Genomic DNA, 21,678 nt, shown 5'->3' with positions numbered 1-21,678 from the left:
CACCCGGATCGAGTGAGGTCGGCCGTCCGGGAGTAGCCGGCAGTTGGAGACCGAAGTCGTGTGGTCGGGAGGGGGTTCGACTCTCAACCCCCACCTGCGACGATCGACACGTCCCCGTCGCCGAACAGCGTCGTGAAGAGCTTTCGCTGGACCCGTCGCGTGTGCTGGTAGAAGGCGGTGGGTGAGATACCGAGCGTCTCGGCGATCTCCTCGCCGGTCTGTCTGCGCGGGGACTCGAAGTACCCGCTGAAGAACGCCGTCTGGACGACCTCCAACTGCCGGTCGGTCAACGACGCGAGGAACTGCGAGAAGAGGTCCTGTTCGGCGGACTGATCGAGCGTCTGTTTGGACTGGAGTCGGACGTCGGTGAACGCCTCGCGGACCAGCGCCACGACGTTCCGGACCGCGACACTCTCGGGCACGTCGACGACCAGCGTCGTCCCCTCGGGCGAGGCGGTCGCGTTCCTGAAGACCGCGCCGTGATCGGCGAGTTCGAGCGCCAGAAACGGCTGTGTCAACCGGAGTTGGACCACACAGTCGTCGCCGTTCGTGCTGATCCGCGTCACGTCGCTGACCGCGACGAGGTCGGCGGCGGCCCGTTCTACGGCCCCGACGGCCCCCTTGTCGACCGTGACGAAGACGTGTCGCCCCTCGGTCGTCTGCTGGACGCCGCCGTGATACGAGACGGTGCAGTCGGCCGCACGCGCGAGTCGCGTCAACACGAACGTCGGGTCGTCCACGCTGAACTCGACGCGCGTCACCGACGTCGTCAACAGGGCGTTCTTGCGTTCGATGGCACTCAGTGCCGCCGCGACCGTCTCTGCGAGCTCCCCGAGGACCGCCTGCATCGTCCCGTCGAAGGCGGCTCTGGTCTCGGCGTAGACGGTCAACACGCCGTGTGAGAGGTCGTTGTACACGAGTGGGAGAGCGAGTACCGAGAGGTAGTCGCGGGAGAGCGCGTCCGTCCGCCACGGGGCATCACGGAGGCCGGCGGCCACGTTCGGCACCGCGGTCACGTCGCCGGTGGCGGCCGCCTCTCCGGACGGTTCGGTCCGGGACGGCGCGATGGTGAACGGTCGACTGTCGAGGTAGCCGCGTTCCGCACCCGCCCACGCCTGCGGTTCGAGGTGGTCCATCGCCGGATCGGGGGTGCCGATCCACGCGAACCGGAACCGGTCGGCGGCGGTCAGCAACTCACAGACGGTGTGGTGAATCTCGGCGCGCGTCTGTGCCTGCACGACCGCCTGGTCGATCTCGCGGATGGTCTCGTTGATGCGGTTGAGTTCCGTGAGTCGGTCGTTCTGCGCCTGGAGCGTGCGGTCCTGTTCGCGGAGCTTCGACTCCCGACGCACGCGGTCGAGTGCGGCCTCGGCGGTCGCCGCCAGCAGGTCTGCGAGTTCGCGTGTGATCTCGTCGAACACGCCGACCGCCGACGACCCGGCGACGAACACGCCGTGTTCGCCGAGGGGGACCGCCATCAGACTGCGCAGGCCGGTGGTCGGGTCGGCGAGTCCGCCCGACTCGTGGATGTCGTCGAACACCAGTGGCTCGTTCTCCACGAAACTCCGCCCGACGACGTGGCCGGGGTCGGCGTGAATCGCCGACAGTGGACCGTCGAGGTCACGCATCCGCGCCGTGGACGCGACCGGTTCCAGATCGGTCGTGTCCGCATCGAAGAGGTAGACCGCACCCGCGTCGAGACCGAGGACGCTGGGCGTGTCTGCGACGACGTGGTGTGCGATCTCCTGGTGCGTCTCGGCGTAGAGGAAGTCGCGTGCGGTCTCCTGGAGCGTGGCGAGTGCGTCCTCGCGCTGTTTGCGCTTGGTGATGTCCCGACAACTGTAGAGGATCGTCCCGTCCTGGATCGAGACCTCCCGGACGTTGACGAGGAGTGTGTGTTCACGGCCGGCCTTGTCGGTCGCGGTACACTCGATGTTCTTGAGGACGCCCTCGCGGGCGAGGTCCGCGCGGTCGAAGAGATCCGCGCCAAGGAGTTCGGCGATCCCGCCCATCTCGTGGATCTCCTCGGCGGTGTAGCCGAAGATGAAGTGGACGTTCGGACAGACGTAGGTGTACGCACCGTCCTCGTCGGTGATGAGGACGGTGTCCGTCATGTTGTTCAACGTGACGCGGTGGAGTTCCTCGGAGGCCCGGAGGTCGCGTTCGAGACCCACCCGCTCCGTGATGTCGACGCCCTCGACGACGATCGAGACCAGTCTACCGCGTTCGTCTTCGACCGGTCGGACGGAGAGGTCGACGACCTGCGGGGTGTCCGCGTCCGACGGCCGGGTGATCACCGCGTGGCCGAAGCGGCCGTCTCTAGCTCGCTCGACGAGTCGTTCCACGTCGTGGCGCGTCGTGGTGTCGCCCGTCCACCAGGGGAGCGTCCAGAACGACTCGCTCACGACCGACTCGACGCTCTCGTCGATCAACTCCCGCGCGGTGCGGTTCACCCGCGCCAGCGACCCGTCCGGGTCGAGCACCCACGTCGCCGTCTGCGCGTCGTTGAACACGGCGTCGAACTGGCGTGCGCGCCGTCGGTTCGTCTCGGTCCGTCGCGCATGGCGAACGACTCGTTCGATCCGGTCGAGTAGAGCGGCCCCGTCTTCGACCGGGAGGGTCGGCGAGAGGTAGTCGGAGACGCCGGCCCGGATCGCCTCGCTCGCGACCGCCTCGTCGCCGGCGTTCGTACAGAGGATCACGGGGAGCGTCGACGTGACGTGTCTGAGGTCGGTGAGCAACTCGACGCCGGTCCGGGCGTCGAGTTCGTACTCGGTGAGGACACAGTCGAACGCTCGCGTCCGGACCTGTTCGAGTGCCGCCTCGGCCGTCTCGACGGTGTGCGTCGTCGCTCTGTCCCGCAGGACCGTCGCCACTGCGTCCAGACAGTCGCTCCGTCCGACCAGCAGGACTCGGGAGTCGTCCACCACAGAATCTGATCTCGTCATCACGGGGGGTCTCGGACCCGCGTCACCTCTCGTGGCGGGTGAGCGGTCCGTACGCTCCGAGTGGGGGAGGCGTGGTGATGACTCTGGGGGTTGAGTATCGAACCCCCGCCGAGAGCGAGAGCCGAGCGACGGTGACCGGAGATTTTTGCCGCGAAGCGTCGTCGGTCCACGCATGGACGAGCGAGCCTACTACGACCGGATCGACTCGACGGCGGCCGACCCGCCCGACCTGTTCGAGCACTTCGAGCGTCGGTCCGTCGACGGGCGGGTCTACCACGTCCTGCCCTCACCCTCCCACGGCGTCGAGGGCGGGACCGTGATCGACCCGACCGCCGACGCCGTGGTCCGGGGGTACCCGAGCGTCCCGCGTGTCCTCGTCCTCGATCCGGGGCTGACGACCGTCTTCGACGCCGACGAGTCCGTCGTGATCGAGGAGAAACTGAACGGCGCGAACGTCCGGGTCGTGGACCTGCGCGCCGTGGCCGAGAGAGATGTGACCGACCACGGCGAGCGATCCGCGACCGGCACGGATGCCGGCGGACTCGCCGCCGAGGGACCGGTGGCGCTCACGCGGAGCGGCCACGTCTGTCCGTACACGACCGAGCGCGTCCGAGACGCACTCGACCTCGACCCGTTCTTCGCCGACCATCCCGAGGCGATGCTCTGTGCGGAACTGATCGGCCCGGAGACGCCCTACACGACACACGACTACGCCGACGTCGGTGGGGACGCGATCAGGGTGTTCGGCGTCAGGGACCGTGAGACCGGTCGCCCGCTCCCGGTCTCGGAGCGACGCGAGCGCTGTGTGAGCTACGACCTCCCGCAGGTCGCGTCGTTCGGGCGCGTCGAGGCGGAGCGGGCGGCCGCGACCGTCCGGGAGGTGATCGAGACGCTCGACGACGAGCGGCGGGAGGGCGTCGTCGTGAAGTCCGTAGACGGGTCAGAGATGGTCAAGTACACCACGGAGGCTCAGCACCACGCGGACCTGGCACACGCCTTCGGCCTCCCGTTCGACTACGGGCAGGACTTCCTCTTCTCGCGGGTGATCCGGGAGGTGTTCCAGACCGTCGAGTTCGACGAGGACGCCGAGCGCAGGCGGGCACGGGCCCACGCCCTCGGCGAGTCGATTCTCCTCCCGGCGGCCGACGCGGTCGAGACTGTCGCCGGGGGCGGGGCGGTCGGCACGGACCACACCGTCCGGGGGACGCCCGCGACCGTCACGGCGCTGCTCGACCACCTCCGCGAGCAGTCGATAACCGTCGAGGTGCGGGCCGACGACCGCGAAGACGGCGAACGTGTGGTCCGGTTCCGGAAACGCTCGGCGGCGTCGACCGACCGCATCGCTCACTACCTCGACGGCGGCATCGTCGACGAGTAGACCGGCGGTGCGAGCGGTCACACCAACCAGTTGGGGACAGACTCACTCTGTTGGGGAGGAACCACCGAACGTGAACACCGACACGGACGACCGACCCGGCGGACTGACCGCACGAGCGTACCTGCTGTTCGGCCTCGCGACCCTGTTCGGACTTGCCCACCACGTGGACCACGTGATCCGAGGGAACCACGTCGGCTGGCCGATCACGCCCGAAGTCAACCCCTTCACGTACAGCCTCGCCATCTACCCCCTCGTCGTCACGGGGTTCGTCCTCTCGCTGACCGGGCGGGCCGGGTCACGCTACTGGAGTGTCGTGATGACACTCGGCGGTGGCATGCTGGTCTTCTTCCACCTGAGTCCGTGGGCCGTCGAGCCACCGAGCGACGTGATTCTGCCGTACGCCGACCCGCTGTGGGGCTACGTCGCCTTCCTGATCCTGCTCGTGTTGATCGGCGTCGTGTTCCTCGGCGCGGGCTACTCGATCCTGCTGTGGCGGCGGGCGAGTGCGTGATCCTGCTGTGGCGGCGAGTTGGTGCGTGATCCTGCTGTGATGGGGGAGAGTCGGTGACTCGTCACTCCGGCGCGGGCCTGTGAGCGCGACCTCGGCGATAGATATTCGATAGCACAGCACGTACGCCGGGTATGGCCGACGCGACCGCGACCACCCTCGGCGACGCACAGATCGAGACGTTTCTCGGGGCACACTCGGTCGGGACGCTCTCGCTCGCCAAGGACGGCGACTCCTACGCGATTCCCGTCGGGTACACCTTCGACCCCGAGAGCCGGGAGTTCTACTTCCGACTCGGCTACGCGCCCGGGAGTCGGAAACGCGAGTTCGTCGAGGCGACCAACTCGGCGACGTTCGTCGTCGCCGACGACACCGACGAGGGGTGGCACAGCGTCGTCGCCGAGGGCTACCTCGAACACGTGAACACGGTCGAGGACCTCGCACAGCACCGCCTGCCCGGTGAGTCCACGAGCGCCGCCGACCGGGAACAGGACATCCCCTTCTACCACGTCTTCGACGCGCCCGAGGAGTCGCTGTTCGCACTCGTCCGCCTCGACGTGACGAACCTCAGCGGCGTCGCGGAGACGACCGACCGCGAGTGAGACCGACGACGACCGACCCTCAGACGCGGTGTCTCTCTCCTCCGAAAGAACTACATTGTTTTAGGTTGGCCTAAATCGCATGGGCAGAGAGCGAAGCCGTGTGCGACCCACCTCGCGAGCGACGCGTCGATGAGTCGGCGACCGCAGTACCTCCTCGGCCTGTACGTCGCCGAACACCGGGAGTCGCCGCCCGTCGCGCCCGGCGTCGTCGCGTCGGCGCTCGACCGGTCGCCCGCGACGGTGATCGAGGCGTTCCGCGAGTTCGAGTCCGAGGGATGGCTCACCTACGAACCGTACGAGGGGGCGACGTTGACCGAGGCCGGCAGACGCCGGGGCGAGGAACTCCACGAGACGTACGTGACCCTCTCGTGGTTCTTCCGGAGCGTCCTCGGACTGGAGGAGTACGAACGGGAGGCGATGGAACTCGCGGGTGTCGTGAGTCCGGACGTCGCAAAACGGTTCGCGGCGACGCTCCCGGTCGCGGTCGACGAGAGTGCCGACGTGTCACCGGTGGTCACCGAGCGACTCGACGAACCACCGTCGGCGGGCGAAGAGAACGGAGAGATTCAGAACGGCGGGGAGTAGTCGCTGTACTCTTCCATGTCCTCCATCTCGTCGGTCTTGTTCGGCATCACGGCCGCTCGCGGGCCACTGGCACGCCGGACCTTGACCGAGGTCACCTCGTCGACCTCGTCGGGGAGGCGCTGTTCGATGGCTCGCATCGTCATCGGCGCGATGCCACACCCTGAGCAGGCGCCGCCGATGGAGACCGTCACCTCGCCGGTCGCCTCGTCGACGTCTTCGATCTGGAAGTGGCCGCCGTGGTCCTGAATCTGGGGCACGTTGTCACTGAGGTAGTTCCGCGTTCGTCGTTCGAGGCCTTCTGCGCTCATACACGTAGACGTATGCCCACATTCGTAATAAGAGTTCGCTGTTTGGCGCACCTAAAACAAACGTGCGTTTGTTTGGCTCGCCTAAATCGTTCGTTTCTACACTTTTATGCGACTGGACCGGCGAGGTCGCGAGCAATCAGCGGATGCCGGGCGTCGGGGGACCGTACGAGTCGGCGGTGAGCGTCGTGGCCCATCGGACGCGGGGTCGGTCGGGTGGCGTGGGTCGGTCGCCGATCCCGGCGTGTCACCGGAGTCCGGTCCCGGTTTCCAGGTGTTACCATCCAGTACCACCAGATCGTAGCGTTCGAGCACCTGCAGGGTTTCGACGACCGCCTGCGGGTCGTACGGGACCGAGGTGTCGGACGGCAGTTCGGCCGCGATCACACGCCGGGTCCCACCGCCGATGCGCTCGACCGTCTCGAGGAGGACGTCGATATCGTGTCGCAGTGGCTCGACAAGAGCCGGGGTCGACTCGTCCATCCGTAACTTGGCCACGACGTCACCGTATTCGCCAGTTATCTCCATCGAAACGGTCACGTCGCCCCCAGTTTCTCCGTCTCCGTCGTTCATACGCGATAGCTGTCTGTCGAACTGCAAAGGATGTTCCGAGTGTGACTATATCGAGTCGCAAAATTCGCTTATCCGAGATCGTATTCGGCTCGCCGTGTTCGAAACGTGGAGTCGAGAGCGAGGACGGACACAGATCGGTCTCGAGTGTGGGTCACTCCGGGCGACTTCGCTGCGTTCGATCGCACGTCGACGGTCGTCGACCCGGCCGGCGACCGTCGCTCAGTCGGACGACTCGTCCGTCTCTCTCGACGCGTCGTCGGAGCGAACCTCGTCGGCGTACTCGACGAACGTGTGATCCTGCATCACCGCCGACCGGCCGCCGTCGACGAGGAGGCTGGCACCGGTGACGAAGGCGGCGTCGTCGCTCGCGAGAAACGCCACCGTTCCGGCCACGTCTGCCGGCGTCCCGATCCGACCGAGCGGGTGGATGGCTTCGACCTGCTGGCGTTCGTCGGGCGGGAGTTCGTCGCTCGTCCGTTCGACCTCGATCCAGCCGGGGTTGACGGTGTTGACGCGGACGCCGTGCGGACCCAGTTCCAGCGCCAGCGCGCGGGTCATCCCGTCGATGCCGGCCTTCACCGCGTTGTACGGGAAGAGCCCCGGCATCGTGGAGAACGCGTGGTTCGACGACATGTTGACGATCGAACCACCCGCGGTCATGTGGTCGACTGCGTGCTTCGCGCAGAGCCAGAACGACCGGAAGTCCGTCTCGACGACGAACTCCCAGTCGTCCATCGTCGCGGCCGCCGCCGTCGTCTCGGTCTGGACGCCCGCGTTGTTCACCAACACGTCGAGGGTGCCGTACACCTCCGTAGTCGCGCGGAGGAGCGCCTCGATATCGTCGGGGTCGCGCATGTCCGCCCGAACGAAGTGGGCGTCGCCGCGGTCCGTGCGACCTGCCAACTCGCTGGCGACCGCCTCACCTTCGGCGACCGACCGGCCGGTGACCACGACGTCTGCGCCCTCCTCGACGAACCGGCGAGCGACTCCCGCCCCGATCCCACGGGTCGACCCGGTGACGAGCACCGTCTGCCCCGCGAACCGTCCGCGTGCCTCGGCGTCTGCCATCACGGATCACTCGTGGTAAGGCCCCGCCTGGTCCTCGGCAGACACGTCGACGTCGGTGGCGGTGCGGATCGTCTCGGGGTCGGCTCCCGGTGCGAGCGCTGCGATCGCCTCGAGCGAGGGTGGGTCCTCGTCGTCGACGACGTACCGCCTGAACGTCTCGTACTCGGCCGGTCGATACGGGGTCCCGTCGTCGTGGACCAGGTCGTGGAACCACGTGTCGGTGTCTTCCTCCTCGATCGCCTCGGCGATGGACGTCTGTGCCGTGCTCCACGGGAGATGTGTCTGGAGTTTCCCGTTGACGAAGCCCCACGTGTAACAGCCGATCCCTTCGCGTTTGAAGTACGGGAGGTGCGACTCGGCCAGATTATCGCGCGTCCGGGCGAGCCACTCGGTACAGAGGAGCGGCCGACCCCACTCCTCTTTGAGTCCTTCGACCCGGTGTCTGGTGAACGCGAAATCGCTGTAGTCGTGGAACGACACGACGTCAGCCTCCTCGCTCCCGATGCGGTTCTGTTCGGACCGGTTCGGGTCCCAGTTCACGCCCGCCGTGATCGGGTGGATCGGGTCCGCCTCGCGCGCCCAGGTGAACGACTCCCGCAAGAGCGGGTTGGACCGCTCGTCCATCTTGCTGTTACCCGGTTCGTTGTACGTGTCCCAGCAGAAGATCCGTTCGTCGCCACGGAACCGCCGGACGACGTCCCGGACGTAGTCGGCGAGGTCCGGCCACGTCGACCGGTCGACGACGCGTTCGTGTCCGGGACTCGGCGTCCACTGACTGTTGTGGGTGTCCGGGATCGGATCCTTCTGGGGGCCGAGGTAGGGTTCGTCTCCGGAGAAGCCGACGTCGTCGAAGAGCACGAACATCGTCGAGAGGCCGTGGTCGTCGGCGATCTCCAGGAACCGGTCCATGCGCTCTGCGAGCGCCTCGGGGTCGTCCTTCCAGACGAGATACTGCAGGAAGACGCGGACGGAGTTCATCCCCCAGTCTGCGGCCCAGCCGAGTTCCCTGTCGATCGTCTCGGGATCGAAGGTCGCCGCCTGCCACATCTCCGTCGGGTTGACCGCGGTCGACGGGAGGTAGTTACACCCGACGGGCCACTCCTGTTCCTGGTACCAGTTCCACGCCTGTTCGTCGGTCCATCTGTCGCGTCCGGTCATGATTCGTATGCTCCGTGTGTTCGTCGTGAGGTCGTCGTGCGATTCAGCTTCGTCTGGCGGTCACCACTCCGCGACACTGCCGTCGTCGTGCCGCCAGACTGGATTGTGCCAGTCGACGTCACCGGCACGAGCCTCGACGACCGCCTCGTCGATCTCGATGCCGAGGCCGGGGCCGTCCGGCAGGTCGACGAAGCCCTCGTGGTAGTCGAAGACCGCCGGATCCGCCAGGTAGTCGAGGACGTCGCTTCCCTCGTTGTAGTGGATGCCGAGGCTCTGTTCCTGGATGAGCGCGTTGTGACAGACGCCGTCGACCTGGAGACACGCGGCCAGGGCGATGGGGCCGAGTGGACAGTGCGGTGCGAGCGCCACGTCGTACGCCTCGGCCATGTCGGCGATCTTCTTCACCTCGGTGATGCCGCCCGCGTGCGAGAGATCCGGCTGGATGACGTCCACGACACCCTGTTCGAGGAGGGGTTTGAAGTCCCACCGCGAGTACATCCGTTCGCCCGTCGCGATCGGTGTCGACGTGTGTGCGGCGATGTCGGGCAACGCTTCGTTGTGTTCGGGGAGGACCGGTTCCTCGACGAACATCGGGTCGTAGGGGTCGAGTCGCTCGGCGAGTCGCTTCGCCATCGACTTCGCGACCCGGCCGTGGAAGTCGACGCCGATGTCGACCTCTGGACCGACTCGCTCGCGGACCGTTCGGATGCGGTCGACCGCCGCCTCGACGGCGGCAGGGTGTTCGATCCGTCCGAACTCCGGCGTCGCGTTCATCTTCAGCGCGGAGAACCCCTGTTCGACCTTCGCCGCCGCCGCGTCGCCCACGTCCGCCGGGCGGTCACCGCCGACCCACTGGTAGACTCGCATCTTCTCGCGGACCGGGCCGCCGAGCAGTTCGGAGACGGGCGCGCCGAACGCTTTCCCGCGGAGGTCCCAGAGCGCTTGATCGATACCCGCGATAGCCGACATGAGTATCGGGCCGCCCCGGTAGAAGCCACCGCGGTACATCACCTGCCAGTGGTCCGCGACGGGGTGGGGGTCTTCACCGAGGAGGGAACTCTCCATCAACTCCTCGACGGCGGCCCGCACGCTGTGGGCACGCCCTTCGACGACGGGTTCGCCCCAGCCGACACGGCCGTCGCTCGTCTCGATGCGGAGGAACAGCCACCGCGGCGGGACCTCGTACAGGTCGTAGTCGGTTATCCGTGGCATGCTCTCACTCGGCCCCCGGCGTCCGTGAGGCGAGGTCGGCGACGAGTCGGTCGAACAGCACCGTTCCGACCGCGTGTTCGCCGTACTGGTCCCCGAGCGGGAAGGTACACGAGCAGACCGTCCCGTCGTCGATCTGTCGGAACGCGAGCGGCGACCCCCAGTTGGCCATCCAGCCTTCGATGTACCCGACGTGGATCTCGTCGGAGTCGCGGTCGAGTCCCGTGGCGACCGCGTTCGGGAAGATGCCCTCGAACCCCCAGCCGAGTCGCTTGCCGTCGGCGAGGTCGGCGAGGAACGGACTGTCCTGTGCGTACATCGCGGACGCGAGGTTCCAGTTCTCCCCCGGCGGGAGTTCGTGGTAACTGAAGAGGTTCGTCTGCGGGCGGAACTGGTCGGGGCCGGGGAGCAACAGTGCCGACGCGCCGTGTTCGACGAACTCGCCGACGTGGTCGCCGACGTGCGTGACGACCGCCACGTCCGCCTCGTCGACGTCGTCGACGACGGTGTAGCGCGCGCCACGGAGTCGCTCTGCGAGTGCGTGGTCGTCGACGAACAGCCGAACGTTCTGTTCGACGGGCGCCGTCCGCGGTGCGACGACCACCTCCTCGCGGTTGGTCGCCGTCCCGACGTCGCCGTCGACGCGCAGTTCGACGGTGAATCGTCTCGGCCCGTCCGGTGTCGTGGGGACGAACGAGACGGTCCCGACCGCCGTCGTCCCGAAGGACGCGAGCGTGGTCTCTTCGACGCCCTGCTCGACGACCTCGTCGCCGTCGACGACGGTCCACTCGACCGTCGCGGCACCGCCGGTGCCCGTGTCGTTCACGACGCTGAGGTCGAAGGAGAACGGTTCGCCCGCCCACCCGACGTGTGACTCCGGTTCGGCGGTCACACAGAGCGCGTCGTTTATCTCGGTGAAGCGGTCGTGGAACTCCTTTCTCTCGCGCAGGTAATCGAGGACACCGTTGAACTCCCACTCGACGTCGGTCCACTCGGTGATCACGTACCCGGCGATGTCGTCGTGCCGCCGGAGTTCCTCGATCTGGTCTTTCAGCGAGACGAACTCACGCCACTGCCACGTCTCGCTGGCCTCGTCCACCTCGCCGAGTATCTGAGGGAGGGTGGTCTGCGCGTACCGTTGACCGAAGCCGGCCGGGGAGCGTCGCACACCGGACTCGAGGTGGAGGTGGTGGCTGTCGAGGTCGCCACCGCGATGTTCCTCGGGGACGAGGAACGAGTGGTAGAACCACGGCGGGTTCCCGTCGTAGTGCTCGCGCAGTCTGTCGGTGTCACAGAGCCCCCACGCCCCGAACTCCGAGATGACGAGTGGCGTCTCGTGTGGATCGGTCCACTCGGCGGCGTAGTTCTCGTGTGGGTGTGTGAGCACGTGGTCCAGCATCTCTGCCCACTCGGCGGTGCGGTCCGGACTGGCGAAGTACTGGTGGTAGTCGTTGATGTCGGTCGCGACGTGTGCCCACCCGGAGTTGTCACAGACGAGGCGCGTCGGATCCCACGACTTGGCGTCTCTGTACAGGTCGCCGAGCACCTCCTGTTTCTCGACGTCGTCCCAGACGTACGACTCGTCCTGGTGGTGGCCGATGCCCCACTCCTCGTTGTAGAGACTCCACGCGATGACGGACGGGCGGTTGTAGTCCCGTTCGACGAGACCGCGTGCCTGCTCGCGAACCTCCCGCTTCGAGCGCTCCGTGTACCGCCCCGGGTTCGCCACCTCCTCCCAGACGAGGATGCCGAGACGGTCTGCGGCCTCCACCCAGTCGGGGTGAGCCGGCTTGATGTGTTTCCGGAGGAGGTTGAAGCCGAGTTCCTTCGCCGTCAGGATCTCACGCTCGAAGAGCCCCTCCTCGAACGGGCGATACAGCGTCTTCGGGTAGTAGCCCTGATCGAGTGCGCCCCGGATGAACAGCGGTTCACCGTTCAGGTAGAGCCGACGCCCCTCGAAGGAGACCGAGCGCATCCCGAAGTAGTCCTCGTAGGTGTCGAGGCTCCCGTCGGCGTCACCGCCGACGAGGTCGACGACCACGTCGTACAGGACCGGGTCGTCGGGGTGCCAGTAGTCGGGGTTGTCGAGCACGACCGTCGTCGTCGCGTGCCCACTGTCGGGATCATCCTCGTCGGCCACGACGGCGACCGGGTCCGCCTCGGCGACGGTGTCACCGTCACGGTCCACTCGGACGCGGACGGAGAGGTCGTCTGGCGCGTCCGCGTCGAACCCGTCGACGTCGACGTCGACGGCGGCACTGTCGGAGTCGATGTCCGGGGAGACCCGGACGTCGGCGACGTGCGTCCGTGGCCGCGTCTGAAGTTCGACGTCCTGCCAGACGCCGCTGACCCGCGTGTACCACGGATCGCCCTGTTTGCCGTGGGGAATCTCGTCGATGTCTTCAGGGTCTTCGACGCGGAGTGTCACGACGTTCTCGCCCGGTTCGATCGCCTCGGTGACGTCCACCTCGAACGGGAGGTAGCCGCCCCGGTTCGAGCCACACTCGACGCCGTTGACCCACACGGTCGTCTCGTAGTCGACGGCACCGAACCTGATGATCGTCACGCTGTCCTCGGGTACCGTCTCGAGCGTCACCGTCCGACGGTACCAGCCGACGCCGGTGTAGTCGCGGTAGGAGTCGTACTCCTGCCAGACGTGCGGCACGTCGACGGAGAGACAGTCCTCGTCGCTCCAGTGGGCGTCGACTGCGGTCCACCGCTCCTCGACACCGACGTCTTCGGGGTCGAAGCGGAGCGTCCACGTCCCGGAGAGCGACTGTGACCGCCGATGCGTCGCTACCGACTGCTGTTGTTCGATGCTCATCGTATCACTGGTTGCTCGCCATATTTTCGTATTCGTGTTATGTATCTTTTCATGCGTTCGGGAGGTGCCCGGTGGACGACCGGTCGTCCCCGCGCGGTCGCTGTCACGTGATTCGCGGTGGAGACCGGGTCACCGGAGCCCCGCAGCGAAACTCGGGAGCGCTTCTTCGTCTGCGGCCGTGCGGACGAGCACTTCGACGTGATAGGTCGCCGTGATCCCGGCGAACAGGAGCAGGAACCCGATGGTGAGCCCCAGCGTCGCGACGAGGAGCACGGCCGTCACGAGCAAGAGGAGCAAGCCGGTCACCGGTGATCCGGCGAGCCACACGTACGACTCGCGAAGCGCGACCTTCGGGTCGACGCCGGCCGCCACCGAGACGAACGTCGGGATCAGCAACACCCCGACGTACAGGGCCGCGTACACCGCACCGACGGTGAGCGCGGTCCCGACGATGCCGCTCGACAACCCCGTGACGACGTACAGTCCTGCGATGCCGACGAGCGTCACCGGGAGGAACCCGAGGAGCGTCGCCGGGACGAGGTTCTCTCGGACCGTGGTGAGGACGCGAGTTCGGTCGACACGACCGGTCTCGCGGAGCGACAGCACCACCGAGTACAGGCCGAGACTCACCGGCCCGACGGTGACCAGTGGGAGCGAACAGAGCACCCAGACGACGCTCGCCGGAACGAGCGCGGTGCTGTGCCGGTAGACGAACTTGAGCGTCGTGACGAAGGCGTTCGAACGACTCCCGTCGTCGTGCTCTTCGTCGTCGAACGCCGTCGCGTCACCGCGCCGACGGAACACGGACTGCTCCGGGTCGGTGAGTCCGCCCCGACCGTCGTCTGCGTCCGTCGTGCGGAACGTCCCCGCAGACGGCGTGTTCCGGGACATTATCCGGTCGTCCCCTGCATCTGCACGGCGTTCACGAGGTGTTCTTGCAGGAGGAGGAAGACGACGAACAGCGGCAGGACCGCGAGGAAGGTCCCCGCCATCTCCGCACCCGGTTGGAACACCTGCGTCGGTTGCATCGTGACGATTCCGACCGGGAGCGTGAACTGCTGCTGTCCCTGCAACACGATGAGCGGCCAGAGGAACTGGTTCCACGTGTAGACGAACGTGTACAGCGACAGCGCGGCGATCGCCGGCTTCATCAGCGGTAACACGATCTTGTAGTAGATCTGGAACGTGGAGAAGCCGTCGAGCTTCGCGGCCTCGATGACCGAATCCGGCAGGTCGTGGAAGAACTGCGTGAACAGGAACACCCCGATGGGCATCGCACTGAACGGCAGGATCACCGCCAGCGGACTGTTGATCAGCCCGAAGTCGGTGATGATCGTGTACAGCGGCACCATGTTGGCGAACACCGGCACCATGAACGAGGCGACGATGATCGTGAACACGATGCGCTTGCCCGGCCAGTCGAGTTTGGTCAGCGAGAACGCGATCATCGAGTCGAGGATGACCACGAGCACGGTCGTCGTCGCCGCGATGACGAACGTGTTGAGTCCCCACTGGACGATCGGTGCGCCGGCGAGAACGGCCTCGTACCAGCGGAACGTGACCTCCGGCGGGATCCAGTACGGACTGCTCGAGAACGTGAACTGCTCCGGCTTCAGCGAGGTCGACACCATGTAGGCGTACGGCACGAGGAATAGCGCCGCCGTGCCGTACAGCGCGGCGTAGACGCCGATCGAGCGGACCCGTTCCGACAGGAGTCGCGAACTGGCGGTGCTCACGCGCTCTCACCTCCGCTGACGAAGTAGTAGTTCCCCAGCGACACGGCCACCAGGACGAAGAACAGGAAGTAGCCCACGGCGGCCGCGTAGCCGAACTGTCCCTCGTTGAACGCCATCCGGAAGAGATACATCACGAGCGTCTGGGTCGACTCGCCCGGCCCACCGTTGGTCATGATGTACGCCTGTCCGAACACCTGGAACGACCAGATGAACTGCACCGTCGTGACGAAGACGATCGCCGACCGCATCTGTGGGACGGTGATGTCTTTGAACGCACGCCAGGAACTCGCGCCGTCGATCTTCGCCGCCTCGTAGAGTCGCTCCGGCACGCTCTGCCGGGCGGCGAGGAGGATGACGAAGTTGAACCCGACGGTCCACCAGATCGTCGCGATGGCGATCGCCGGCATCGCCCAGGTGAACGAGTTCAGCCACGACGGGGGGTTCTGGACGAGGTATCCGACGTAGTAGTTGATCGCCCCGTACTGGGGGGCGTACAGCTCCGCCCAGATCAGCGAGACGACAGAGACGGTCAGCACGTACGGGCTGAAGAACACCGTCCGGAGCACGCGCTTCCCCTTGATGTCACGATTGACGCCCAGTGCCAGTGCCAGCCCCAGGACGACGAGCGTCGGGACGGTCAGGACGACGAAGACGACCGTGGCCCTGACCGACTTCCAGAACGCCGGATCGCCCAGCATCCGCGCGTAGTTCTCGAAGAGGATGAACTCCGACTGTGCCGGGGCGAACGCGTTCCAGTCGAAGAGGCTCATGTAGAACCCCTTCACCAGGGGGTACAGCAGGAACACCGAGAACAGCGCGAAGTACGGGAGTGCGAACAGGATCCCGTCGCGCGTCTCGCCGTCACTGAGGTCTATCGACCGGAGCTTTCGTCTCACCGACAGCCGATCTTCAGTTGCCATCTGCGGTCATCCCTGGAGGTTACTCGTGACTTGCTCGGCGGCGCTCGGGATCACGTCGGCGGCCTCCGCCTGACCGGAGTAGATCTGCTGGATCGCCTTGTTGACCGGCCGCTGGTAGTCCTGGTTGTTCTCGGTACTCGGCATGTAGGCGAGCGCCCCGTTCTGTGCCATCTCGTTGTACGTCGAGAGCGTCTTCTCCCAGACGGTCGCCGAGCGCAGGTCGTCGGACTCGAGGACGCCGGACGCCGCCGGCAGGTGACCCGCGTCCGTCCCCCACGTGAGGCTGTTCTGCGTGAGCCACTCCGCGACTTCCGTGGCCGCCTGCGCCTTGTCCGTCCCGGCCGGGACGCCGAGGGTGTGGCTGTTGGCCCACGTGAGGTCGGTCGACTGCTCGGGACCGACGAACGGCTGGGTCATGCCCCACTCGAAGTCCTGCGACTGGAGGACGCCGTAGTACCAGGTGCCGTTGATCGTCATCGCCATGTCGCCCGAGCGGAAGGCCTTGGTTCCGCGATTCTCCGTCGCGTCGGGCCGGTCCCAGCCCCACTCGTTGGTGATGTTCCCGTAGAACTCGCCGAGGGCCGTCCCCTCGGCGTCACCGAACTCGGCGCTGGTCTTGTCTTCGTTCAGGAACGTGCCGCCACGGCCACGGAGCCACGCGATGTACTGGCGGACCTGATAGAGGTTGTACGGGTCCGGGCTGAACGCGAGTTTGTCCGTCTCGGACTCGATCGTGTTCGCGGCCTCCGTGAGTTCCGAGAAGGAGGTCGGCGGACTCTCCGGGTCGAGACCGGCCTCCTCGAAGATGTCCTTGTTGTAGTAGAGCCCGTTCGGGTGCGTGTCGAGCGGCAGTGCGACACGTGAGCCGTCGAACTGGGTCTGGTCCCAGATGGACGAGACGTACGCGTCACTCGCGCCGGACGAGAGCAAGTCTCCGAGCGGTTGCATCGCCTGGACGAATCGCTGGAGTTCCGTGGTGTGGAACACCGCGAGGTCCGGCGCGTTGCCGCCCGTCATCGCCGTGAACAGTTTGTCGTAGTACTCGGCGAACGGCTGGCGTTGCCGTTCGACCTGGATCGAGTCGTGTTCTTCGTTGAACTGGTCGACCATCGACTTCATCGCTTCGCCGTCACCGCCGGCGAACAGCGTCCAGAACTGCAGGGTCGTCGTCCCGGAACCGGAACTACCGGCAGTTCCGCCGCCCCCACCACCGCCACCGAGACATCCCGCGAGGCCGGCGATTCCGGTCGCACCGGCTACTTTGATAAACCTGCGCCTACTCGCCGAGGAGTCGCTCTGCTTGCGAACCATCGAAACGACGATTTAAAATGAAGGTATATAATTGTTGTTGTCCACAGTATGCCTCGGGAGGCTTCGAGGCGCGATCGTGCGTTAGAGGCGTTCTACGCCCCGTTGAAGCGGCTTTCGACCCGAAGAATCAGTCTGCGATGAAAAATTATATATGTTTCCTCACGACATACCCCACCGCCAGATCATGAGTGGAGTCACATTCAGAGACGTCAAGAAGATGTACGGCGACATCCTCGCCGTCGAGAACGTGGACCTCGGTATCGAGGACGGGGAGTTCGTCTCCATTCTCGGGCCGTCGGGGTCGGGGAAGTCGACCGTCCTGCGGATGGTGGCGGGCTTAGAAGAGATCAGTGCGGGTGAGATCGCCATCGGTGACCGCGTCATCAACGACGTTCACCCACGGGATCGGGGTATCGCGATGGTGTTCCAGAACTACGCGCTGTACCCGCACATGACGGTCAAGGAGAACATGTCGTACGGGCTTCGCCTGACGACCGACCTCTCCAGCGAGGAGATCGACACGCGCGTCGTCGAGGCCGCTGAGATGCTCGGCATCGAGGAACACCTGGACAAGAAGCCCGCGAACCTCTCGGGGGGACAACAGCAACGCGTCGCAACCGGCCGCGCCATCGTTCGAGAACCCGAGGTCTTCCTGATGGACGAGCCGTTGTCGAACCTCGACGCGAAGCTGAAGATGCACATGCGCACCGAACTCCAGCGCATCCAGGAGGATCTCGACACGACGACCCTCTACGTCACACACGATCAGGAGGAGGCGATGACGATGTCCGACCGGATCGTCATCATCGCCAACGGGACGATCCAGCAGGTGGGGACGCCCGACGAGATCTACAACCACCCGGCGAACATGTTCGTCGCCGACTTCATCGGGAGTCCCGCGATGAACCAGTTCGACGTTCGGCTCGACGGGACGACGCTCGTCGGCGACGGCTTCGAGTACGACCTCTCGGATCGACTCGCTGAACGAGCTCGGTCGAACCTGACCGGCGACCGACTCGTCCTCGGCATCCGTCCCGAAGACATCCGACTGGCCGAGGAGTCCGGCGGAAACACGATCGAGACACGCGTCGACGTGGTCGAACCCGTCGGGTCGGACAACTACCTCTACGTGACGCTCGCCGGCCAGGAGTGTACGGTCCGTGCAGACGCCGACGTGCGCCCGTCGACCGGTGACTCCGCGCTCGTGACCTTCGACGAGTCCGACGTCCACCTGTTCGACGCCGAGACCGAGACGAACGTGCTCACGCAGACGGACGAACCCCTCACGCCGACCGCGTGAGTATCGACCGCAGACGACTCCCCCGATCAGACGTATATCGAGTTCACTTCGATGACGTTCGCCGCCCCCGTGACGGCCTCGGGAAGCGTCTCTTCTAGCCGCTCTCCGTGGATCCGACTCTCCGGTGCCGTGATGCTGACGGCCCCGTAGAGTTTCCCGTCGCCGATGACGACGGGTGCTGCGATACACCGGATGCCCGGCTTCGCCTCCTCGTCGTCGATCGCGAACCCTCGATCACGGGTCCGATCCAGTTCCGCGAACAGTTCCTCGCGGTCGGTGATCGTGTTCTCGGTGAACGCCGGCAGGCCGTGTTCGTCGACGATCTGTTCGACTCGCTCGCGAGGGAGTGCCGAGAGGATCGACTTCCCCAGGCCGCTACAGTGGAGTGGCTCTCGGAGCCCGATCTCGTGGGAGGTCTGAATGGCGTCGGCCCCGCTCGACTTGTACAGGAGGACGTTCTGTCCGTGTTCCAGAACGCTCAACAGCGCGAGTTCGCCGCTCTCCTCGGCGAGGGCGTCGACCTGTTCGACCGCGATGTCGAAGATCCCCGTGCCGTGTTTCACACGCTCGCCGATGTCGAGGAATCGCAGTCCGTTCTGGTACGTCTCGCCCTGTCGGGTGACGTACTGCTTCGTTTCGAGCCACGAGAGGTAGTGCGAGACGGTGCGCTCCGACCTGTCGACGGCCGTGGCGACCTCTGCAGGCGTCGCCCGTCCGAGTTCCTTCAGCACTTCGACGATCTCGAAGACGACGTCTGCACCCGCCGTCTCGCGGAGCGCGCGCCGGTACTCGCCGTCGTGCTTCTCGACGCGGTCCTCCGCGACGAGCGTCGCGAGATGTCGGTGGACGGCACTCTTCGACATGTCCAGTGCCGCCGCGAGTTCCGTGACACCGGCCTGTTCGCGCGCCCGTACCGCGTCGAGGACGCGGAAGGTCGTCTGTGCCGTCTGCACGGTGTGCCGGTCGTCGTCGTCGTCGTGATCCTCGGCCATACGCTCGAAACAGAACAGTGGTACATAAACGTTCTGGCGAGAGAAACACAGACAGATTCGTTCTGTCTTCTAGAACAGTCTCTCGTATATTCTCGTCGCTGGAACGACTGTCACGAAAAGCAGTGTCGAACGCCGACGAGTCGGGACTCGCCTACAGCGAGTGGCCGACGTCGTCTGCACCCAGCAACGCCGATTCGACGTCCGCTGGCGTCGGGTTCCCCGGTTGGTTGCCCATCGACGTGCGACTACTGCACGCGGCCTCGGCGACGGCGTCGACGCGGTCGGTGGGGACGCCGATCGCGTCGAGCGTCACCGGGAGCCCGAGGTCGCTGGCGAACCGGGCGACCTCACGAACAGTCGACGTCTCTCGACCCTCGAGGACGAGTTGCGTGAGCAAGCCGAAGCAGACCTTCTCCCCGTGTGTCGCGTCGGTCTCGACCGCGGACACGATCCCGTCGTGAACCGCGTGTGCGGCGGCGAGTCCACCGTTCTCGAAGCCCAGCCCGGAGAGGAGGACGATGGCCTCCGTCGTCTCCTCGACGGCGTCCGTGACGGTTCCGTCGTTCACCGCCGTCACCGCCGCGGGCGCGGACGAGCGGAGGACCTCGTAACACTGTCTCGCGAGTGCGACCCCCGCCCGTGTCGGCTGTCCCCCCGCGACCGTCTCCCCGCCACTCTCCACCGTCGCGGTTGCCTCGAACCGCGTGGCGAGTGCGTCACCGACACCGGAGACGAACCATCGAGTCGGTGCTCGCGCCACGACTCCCGTGTCGACGAGGACCAGATCCGGGCGGCGGTCGTGGACGATCCCGCCGTCGAGTCGACCGTCCTCCGAGTACACGACCGAGATACCGCTCGTCGGCGCGTCCGTCGAGGCGATCGTGGGCAGAGAGACGAGCGCACCGCCGACCCGTCCGCGGACGGCCTTCGCGACGTCGATCGCCTTCCCCCCGCCCGCCCCCACGATCACGTCTGCGTCCCGGTCTCGAGCGATCGCCGAGAGCCGAGTTATCTCGGCGTCGGTACACTCACCGCCGAACCGTACGGCGTGATACGTCGCCGCGCCCCCCGAGAACGGCCCGTCGATCCCGTCGACGACGACGTCGTGGACGACGTCGTCGGTGATCACCAGCGCGGTGGTACCCACCCCTTCCACGTGAGAGCCGAGTTCGCTCAGGACTCCGACGCCCTGGACGTACCGAGGAGCCGAAACGAAGGAGCGTGTCATTGGCTGAACATTGGCTGTGGCTCGTATTACTCTTGTGACCCCCGCGTCGGGCGACCGCGTTCGCGTCGTCGAGAGAGCACGCCTCTATCCCGTCTGACGGAACAGTTCCGGCCGAGTTTCACATAAAACGGAACATACTCCTGGGTACTGTGTCGTGAGGGGGACCACTGACGACACCGGACCGACGGAGTCGTGACGGCAGGTGACCACCGAGTCGTGACGGCAGATGACCACCGAGTCGTGACGACAGGTGACCACGGAGCCGTGGTGGGAGGTGACTACCGAGCCGCGATCCAGACGCCGACCACGCCGATCACGCCGACCACGCCGACCACACCGTCCACGCCGATCCACCAGATTCGGTCAGTCCGACGGGTGCTCGGTCTGCAGGCAGTCACACCCACGGTTGTCGATGAACTCGGCGACGGCGTACTGGGTCCCACACTGCTGACAGAGTACCTGCGCGTCGACGAACACCTCGAACTCCTCGGCGGCGATTCGATCGGTGTCACGCAACTTCGCCAGACGGTCTTCCGTCACCGACAGCGTGCGCGTGAGCAGGCGCTGGATGCTCTCCCGGTCGTTGGCTCGCTTCGTCTCGTCGGAGGGGTGTTCGTACGCCGCGTCGCGCCACTCCGTCAGGTAGGTTCGAATCGCCTGATAGGTGACGAAGTCCCGTTCGAGGGCGTCGACGTCGACTCCCTCCTCGGCGAGTGCGGTCCGCGTGTCCGTCCGGACCCCCCGGCCGACGTCGTCGTCGGTGAGCGTCCGATACGCGGAGGCTACGTCGGTGTCGAGGGTGGCCCGTCCCGTGTCACGGAGCGCGGCATCGAGGAGTCGCCGGTTGAAGTAGTCTGCGAGGTCCCGGAGACTCAGGCGGTCGTCGCCGTCGTCCGTCCACCGTGCCTCCAGTTCCGCTCCGAGTCCGTCGAGACCGTACTCCTCGATGAGTCTGGCCACCTTGCTCCGAGGTCGGTCGTCTGTCGGCGTGGTCATCGGTCACCCGAAGGTTCGGATCTCGGGGAAAAAAGCC

The 21,678-nt window shown here is 66.1% G+C and carries 18 protein-coding genes; 5 read left to right on the top strand and 13 right to left on the bottom strand.

The features are described from left to right. Positions 1–83 precede the first annotated feature (83 nt). On the bottom strand, positions 84–2,948 hold the full coding sequence (locus tag LI337_RS18845; protein WP_227231478.1) for a bacterio-opsin activator domain-containing protein: 2,865 nt from the start codon (positions 2,946–2,948) through the stop codon (positions 84–86). A 172-nt stretch (positions 2,949–3,120) separates the two neighbouring features. On the opposite strand from LI337_RS18845, the gene LI337_RS18840 reads away from it, so the two are divergent. The 4 genes from LI337_RS18840 to LI337_RS18825 all read left to right on the top strand — a co-directional run bounded on the left by LI337_RS18840 (position 3,121) and on the right by LI337_RS18825 (position 6,021). Then, positions 3,121–4,326, top strand: coding sequence for an RNA ligase (locus LI337_RS18840; RefSeq protein ID WP_227231477.1), 1,206 nt, complete (start codon positions 3,121–3,123; stop codon positions 4,324–4,326). A 70-nt stretch (positions 4,327–4,396) separates the two neighbouring features. Further along, positions 4,397–4,837: a hypothetical protein gene (locus LI337_RS18835; protein ID WP_227231476.1), complete on the top strand. Its 441-nt coding sequence runs from the start codon at positions 4,397–4,399 to the stop codon at positions 4,835–4,837. 131 nt (positions 4,838–4,968) lie between these two features. Further along, positions 4,969–5,436: a pyridoxamine 5'-phosphate oxidase family protein gene (locus LI337_RS18830; protein WP_227231475.1), complete on the top strand. Its 468-nt coding sequence runs from the start codon at positions 4,969–4,971 to the stop codon at positions 5,434–5,436. Between the two features lie 129 nt (positions 5,437–5,565). Next, positions 5,566–6,021 (top strand): metal-dependent transcriptional regulator, encoded by a 456-nt coding sequence (locus LI337_RS18825; RefSeq protein ID WP_227231474.1) that lies wholly within the window; start codon positions 5,566–5,568, stop codon positions 6,019–6,021. On the opposite strand, the gene LI337_RS18820 is transcribed toward LI337_RS18825, so the two are convergent. From LI337_RS18820 to LI337_RS18780, 9 genes are all read right to left on the bottom strand, one after another. Then, the gene (locus LI337_RS18820) at positions 6,003–6,329 is read right to left on the bottom strand and encodes a NifU family protein (protein ID WP_227231473.1); all 327 of its coding nucleotides are present in this window, start codon (positions 6,327–6,329) and stop codon (positions 6,003–6,005) included. The genes LI337_RS18825 and LI337_RS18820 overlap by 19 nt on opposite strands. Positions 6,330–7,118: 789 nt before the next feature. Next, positions 7,119–7,967: an SDR family NAD(P)-dependent oxidoreductase gene (locus tag LI337_RS18815; RefSeq protein WP_227231472.1), complete on the bottom strand. Its 849-nt coding sequence runs from the start codon at positions 7,965–7,967 to the stop codon at positions 7,119–7,121. A 6-nt stretch (positions 7,968–7,973) separates the two neighbouring features. Next, entirely contained in the window at positions 7,974–9,125 is a 1,152-nt protein-coding gene (locus LI337_RS18810; RefSeq protein WP_227231471.1) for a cellulase family glycosylhydrolase, read from the bottom strand. A 60-nt stretch (positions 9,126–9,185) separates the two neighbouring features. Beyond that, on the bottom strand, positions 9,186–10,337 hold the full coding sequence (gene dgoD / locus LI337_RS18805) for a galactonate dehydratase (RefSeq protein ID WP_227231470.1): 1,152 nt from the start codon (positions 10,335–10,337) through the stop codon (positions 9,186–9,188). 4 nt (positions 10,338–10,341) lie between these two features. Further along, the gene (locus LI337_RS18800; RefSeq protein WP_227231469.1) at positions 10,342–13,158 is read right to left on the bottom strand and encodes a glycoside hydrolase family 2 protein; all 2,817 of its coding nucleotides are present in this window, start codon (positions 13,156–13,158) and stop codon (positions 10,342–10,344) included. A 129-nt stretch (positions 13,159–13,287) separates the two neighbouring features. Beyond that, complete coding sequence (locus tag LI337_RS18795) at positions 13,288–14,049, bottom strand: hypothetical protein (RefSeq protein WP_227231468.1); 762 nt, start codon at positions 14,047–14,049, stop codon at positions 13,288–13,290. After that, positions 14,049–14,894 carry a carbohydrate ABC transporter permease gene (locus LI337_RS18790; RefSeq protein WP_227231467.1) on the bottom strand — a complete coding sequence of 282 codons (846 nt, stop codon included), beginning with the start codon at positions 14,892–14,894 and terminating at the stop codon, positions 14,049–14,051. The genes LI337_RS18795 and LI337_RS18790 overlap by 1 nt, the downstream gene beginning before the upstream one ends. Then, the gene (locus LI337_RS18785) at positions 14,891–15,814 is read right to left on the bottom strand and encodes a carbohydrate ABC transporter permease (RefSeq protein WP_227231466.1); all 924 of its coding nucleotides are present in this window, start codon (positions 15,812–15,814) and stop codon (positions 14,891–14,893) included. The genes LI337_RS18790 and LI337_RS18785 overlap by 4 nt, the downstream gene beginning before the upstream one ends. A gap of 6 nt (positions 15,815–15,820) precedes the next feature. Further along, positions 15,821–17,125 carry an ABC transporter substrate-binding protein gene (locus LI337_RS18780; protein ID WP_227231465.1) on the bottom strand — a complete coding sequence of 435 codons (1,305 nt, stop codon included), beginning with the start codon at positions 17,123–17,125 and terminating at the stop codon, positions 15,821–15,823. 184 nt (positions 17,126–17,309) lie between these two features. Between LI337_RS18780 and LI337_RS18775 the strand changes: the two genes are divergently transcribed. After that, positions 17,310–18,425: an ABC transporter ATP-binding protein gene (locus tag LI337_RS18775; RefSeq protein WP_227231464.1), complete on the top strand. Its 1,116-nt coding sequence runs from the start codon at positions 17,310–17,312 to the stop codon at positions 18,423–18,425. Between the two features lie 26 nt (positions 18,426–18,451). Here LI337_RS18775 and LI337_RS18770 read toward each other — a convergent pair whose 3' ends face one another. From LI337_RS18770 to rdfA, 3 genes are all read right to left on the bottom strand, one after another. Further along, positions 18,452–19,417 carry an IclR family transcriptional regulator domain-containing protein gene (locus LI337_RS18770; RefSeq protein WP_227231463.1) on the bottom strand — a complete coding sequence of 322 codons (966 nt, stop codon included), beginning with the start codon at positions 19,415–19,417 and terminating at the stop codon, positions 18,452–18,454. Between the two features lie 151 nt (positions 19,418–19,568). Then, complete coding sequence (locus LI337_RS18765) at positions 19,569–20,645, bottom strand: glycerol dehydrogenase (RefSeq protein ID WP_227231462.1); 1,077 nt, start codon at positions 20,643–20,645, stop codon at positions 19,569–19,571. Between the two features lie 363 nt (positions 20,646–21,008). Next, positions 21,009–21,641 carry a rod-determining factor RdfA gene (rdfA, locus tag LI337_RS18760; RefSeq protein WP_227231461.1) on the bottom strand — a complete coding sequence of 211 codons (633 nt, stop codon included), beginning with the start codon at positions 21,639–21,641 and terminating at the stop codon, positions 21,009–21,011. Positions 21,642–21,678: the final 37 nt, after the last annotated feature.

The organism is Salinirubrum litoreum (assembly GCF_020567425.1).
GTDB lineage: Archaea > Halobacteriota > Halobacteria > Halobacteriales > Haloferacaceae > Salinirubrum > Salinirubrum litoreum.
The sequence above is the reverse complement of the archived record's forward strand: the minus strand, read 5'-3'. Positions and strand labels throughout refer to the sequence as shown.

Coding starts and splice junctions, on each gene's coding strand:
- LI337_RS18800 (WP_227231469.1), bottom strand. CDS start 13,158: ATGAGCATCGAACAACAGCAGTCGGTAGCGACGCATCGGCGGTCACAG.
- LI337_RS18795 (WP_227231468.1), bottom strand. CDS start 14,049: ATGTCCCGGAACACGCCGTCTGCGGGGACGTTCCGCACGACGGACGCA.
- LI337_RS18825 (WP_227231474.1), top strand. CDS start 5,566: ATGAGTCGGCGACCGCAGTACCTCCTCGGCCTGTACGTCGCCGAACAC.
- LI337_RS18780 (WP_227231465.1), bottom strand. CDS start 17,125: ATGGTTCGCAAGCAGAGCGACTCCTCGGCGAGTAGGCGCAGGTTTATC.
- LI337_RS18845 (WP_227231478.1), bottom strand. CDS start 2,948: ATGACGAGATCAGATTCTGTGGTGGACGACTCCCGAGTCCTGCTGGTC.
- rdfA (WP_227231461.1), bottom strand. CDS start 21,641: ATGACCACGCCGACAGACGACCGACCTCGGAGCAAGGTGGCCAGACTC.
- LI337_RS18810 (WP_227231471.1), bottom strand. CDS start 9,125: ATGACCGGACGCGACAGATGGACCGACGAACAGGCGTGGAACTGGTAC.
- LI337_RS18765 (WP_227231462.1), bottom strand. CDS start 20,645: ATGACACGCTCCTTCGTTTCGGCTCCTCGGTACGTCCAGGGCGTCGGA.
- LI337_RS18775 (WP_227231464.1), top strand. CDS start 17,310: ATGAGTGGAGTCACATTCAGAGACGTCAAGAAGATGTACGGCGACATC.
- LI337_RS18770 (WP_227231463.1), bottom strand. CDS start 19,417: ATGGCCGAGGATCACGACGACGACGACGACCGGCACACCGTGCAGACG.
- LI337_RS18830 (WP_227231475.1), top strand. CDS start 4,969: ATGGCCGACGCGACCGCGACCACCCTCGGCGACGCACAGATCGAGACG.
- LI337_RS18840 (WP_227231477.1), top strand. CDS start 3,121: ATGGACGAGCGAGCCTACTACGACCGGATCGACTCGACGGCGGCCGAC.
- LI337_RS18815 (WP_227231472.1), bottom strand. CDS start 7,967: ATGGCAGACGCCGAGGCACGCGGACGGTTCGCGGGGCAGACGGTGCTC.
- LI337_RS18785 (WP_227231466.1), bottom strand. CDS start 15,814: ATGGCAACTGAAGATCGGCTGTCGGTGAGACGAAAGCTCCGGTCGATA.
- LI337_RS18820 (WP_227231473.1), bottom strand. CDS start 6,329: ATGAGCGCAGAAGGCCTCGAACGACGAACGCGGAACTACCTCAGTGAC.
- dgoD (WP_227231470.1), bottom strand. CDS start 10,337: ATGCCACGGATAACCGACTACGACCTGTACGAGGTCCCGCCGCGGTGG.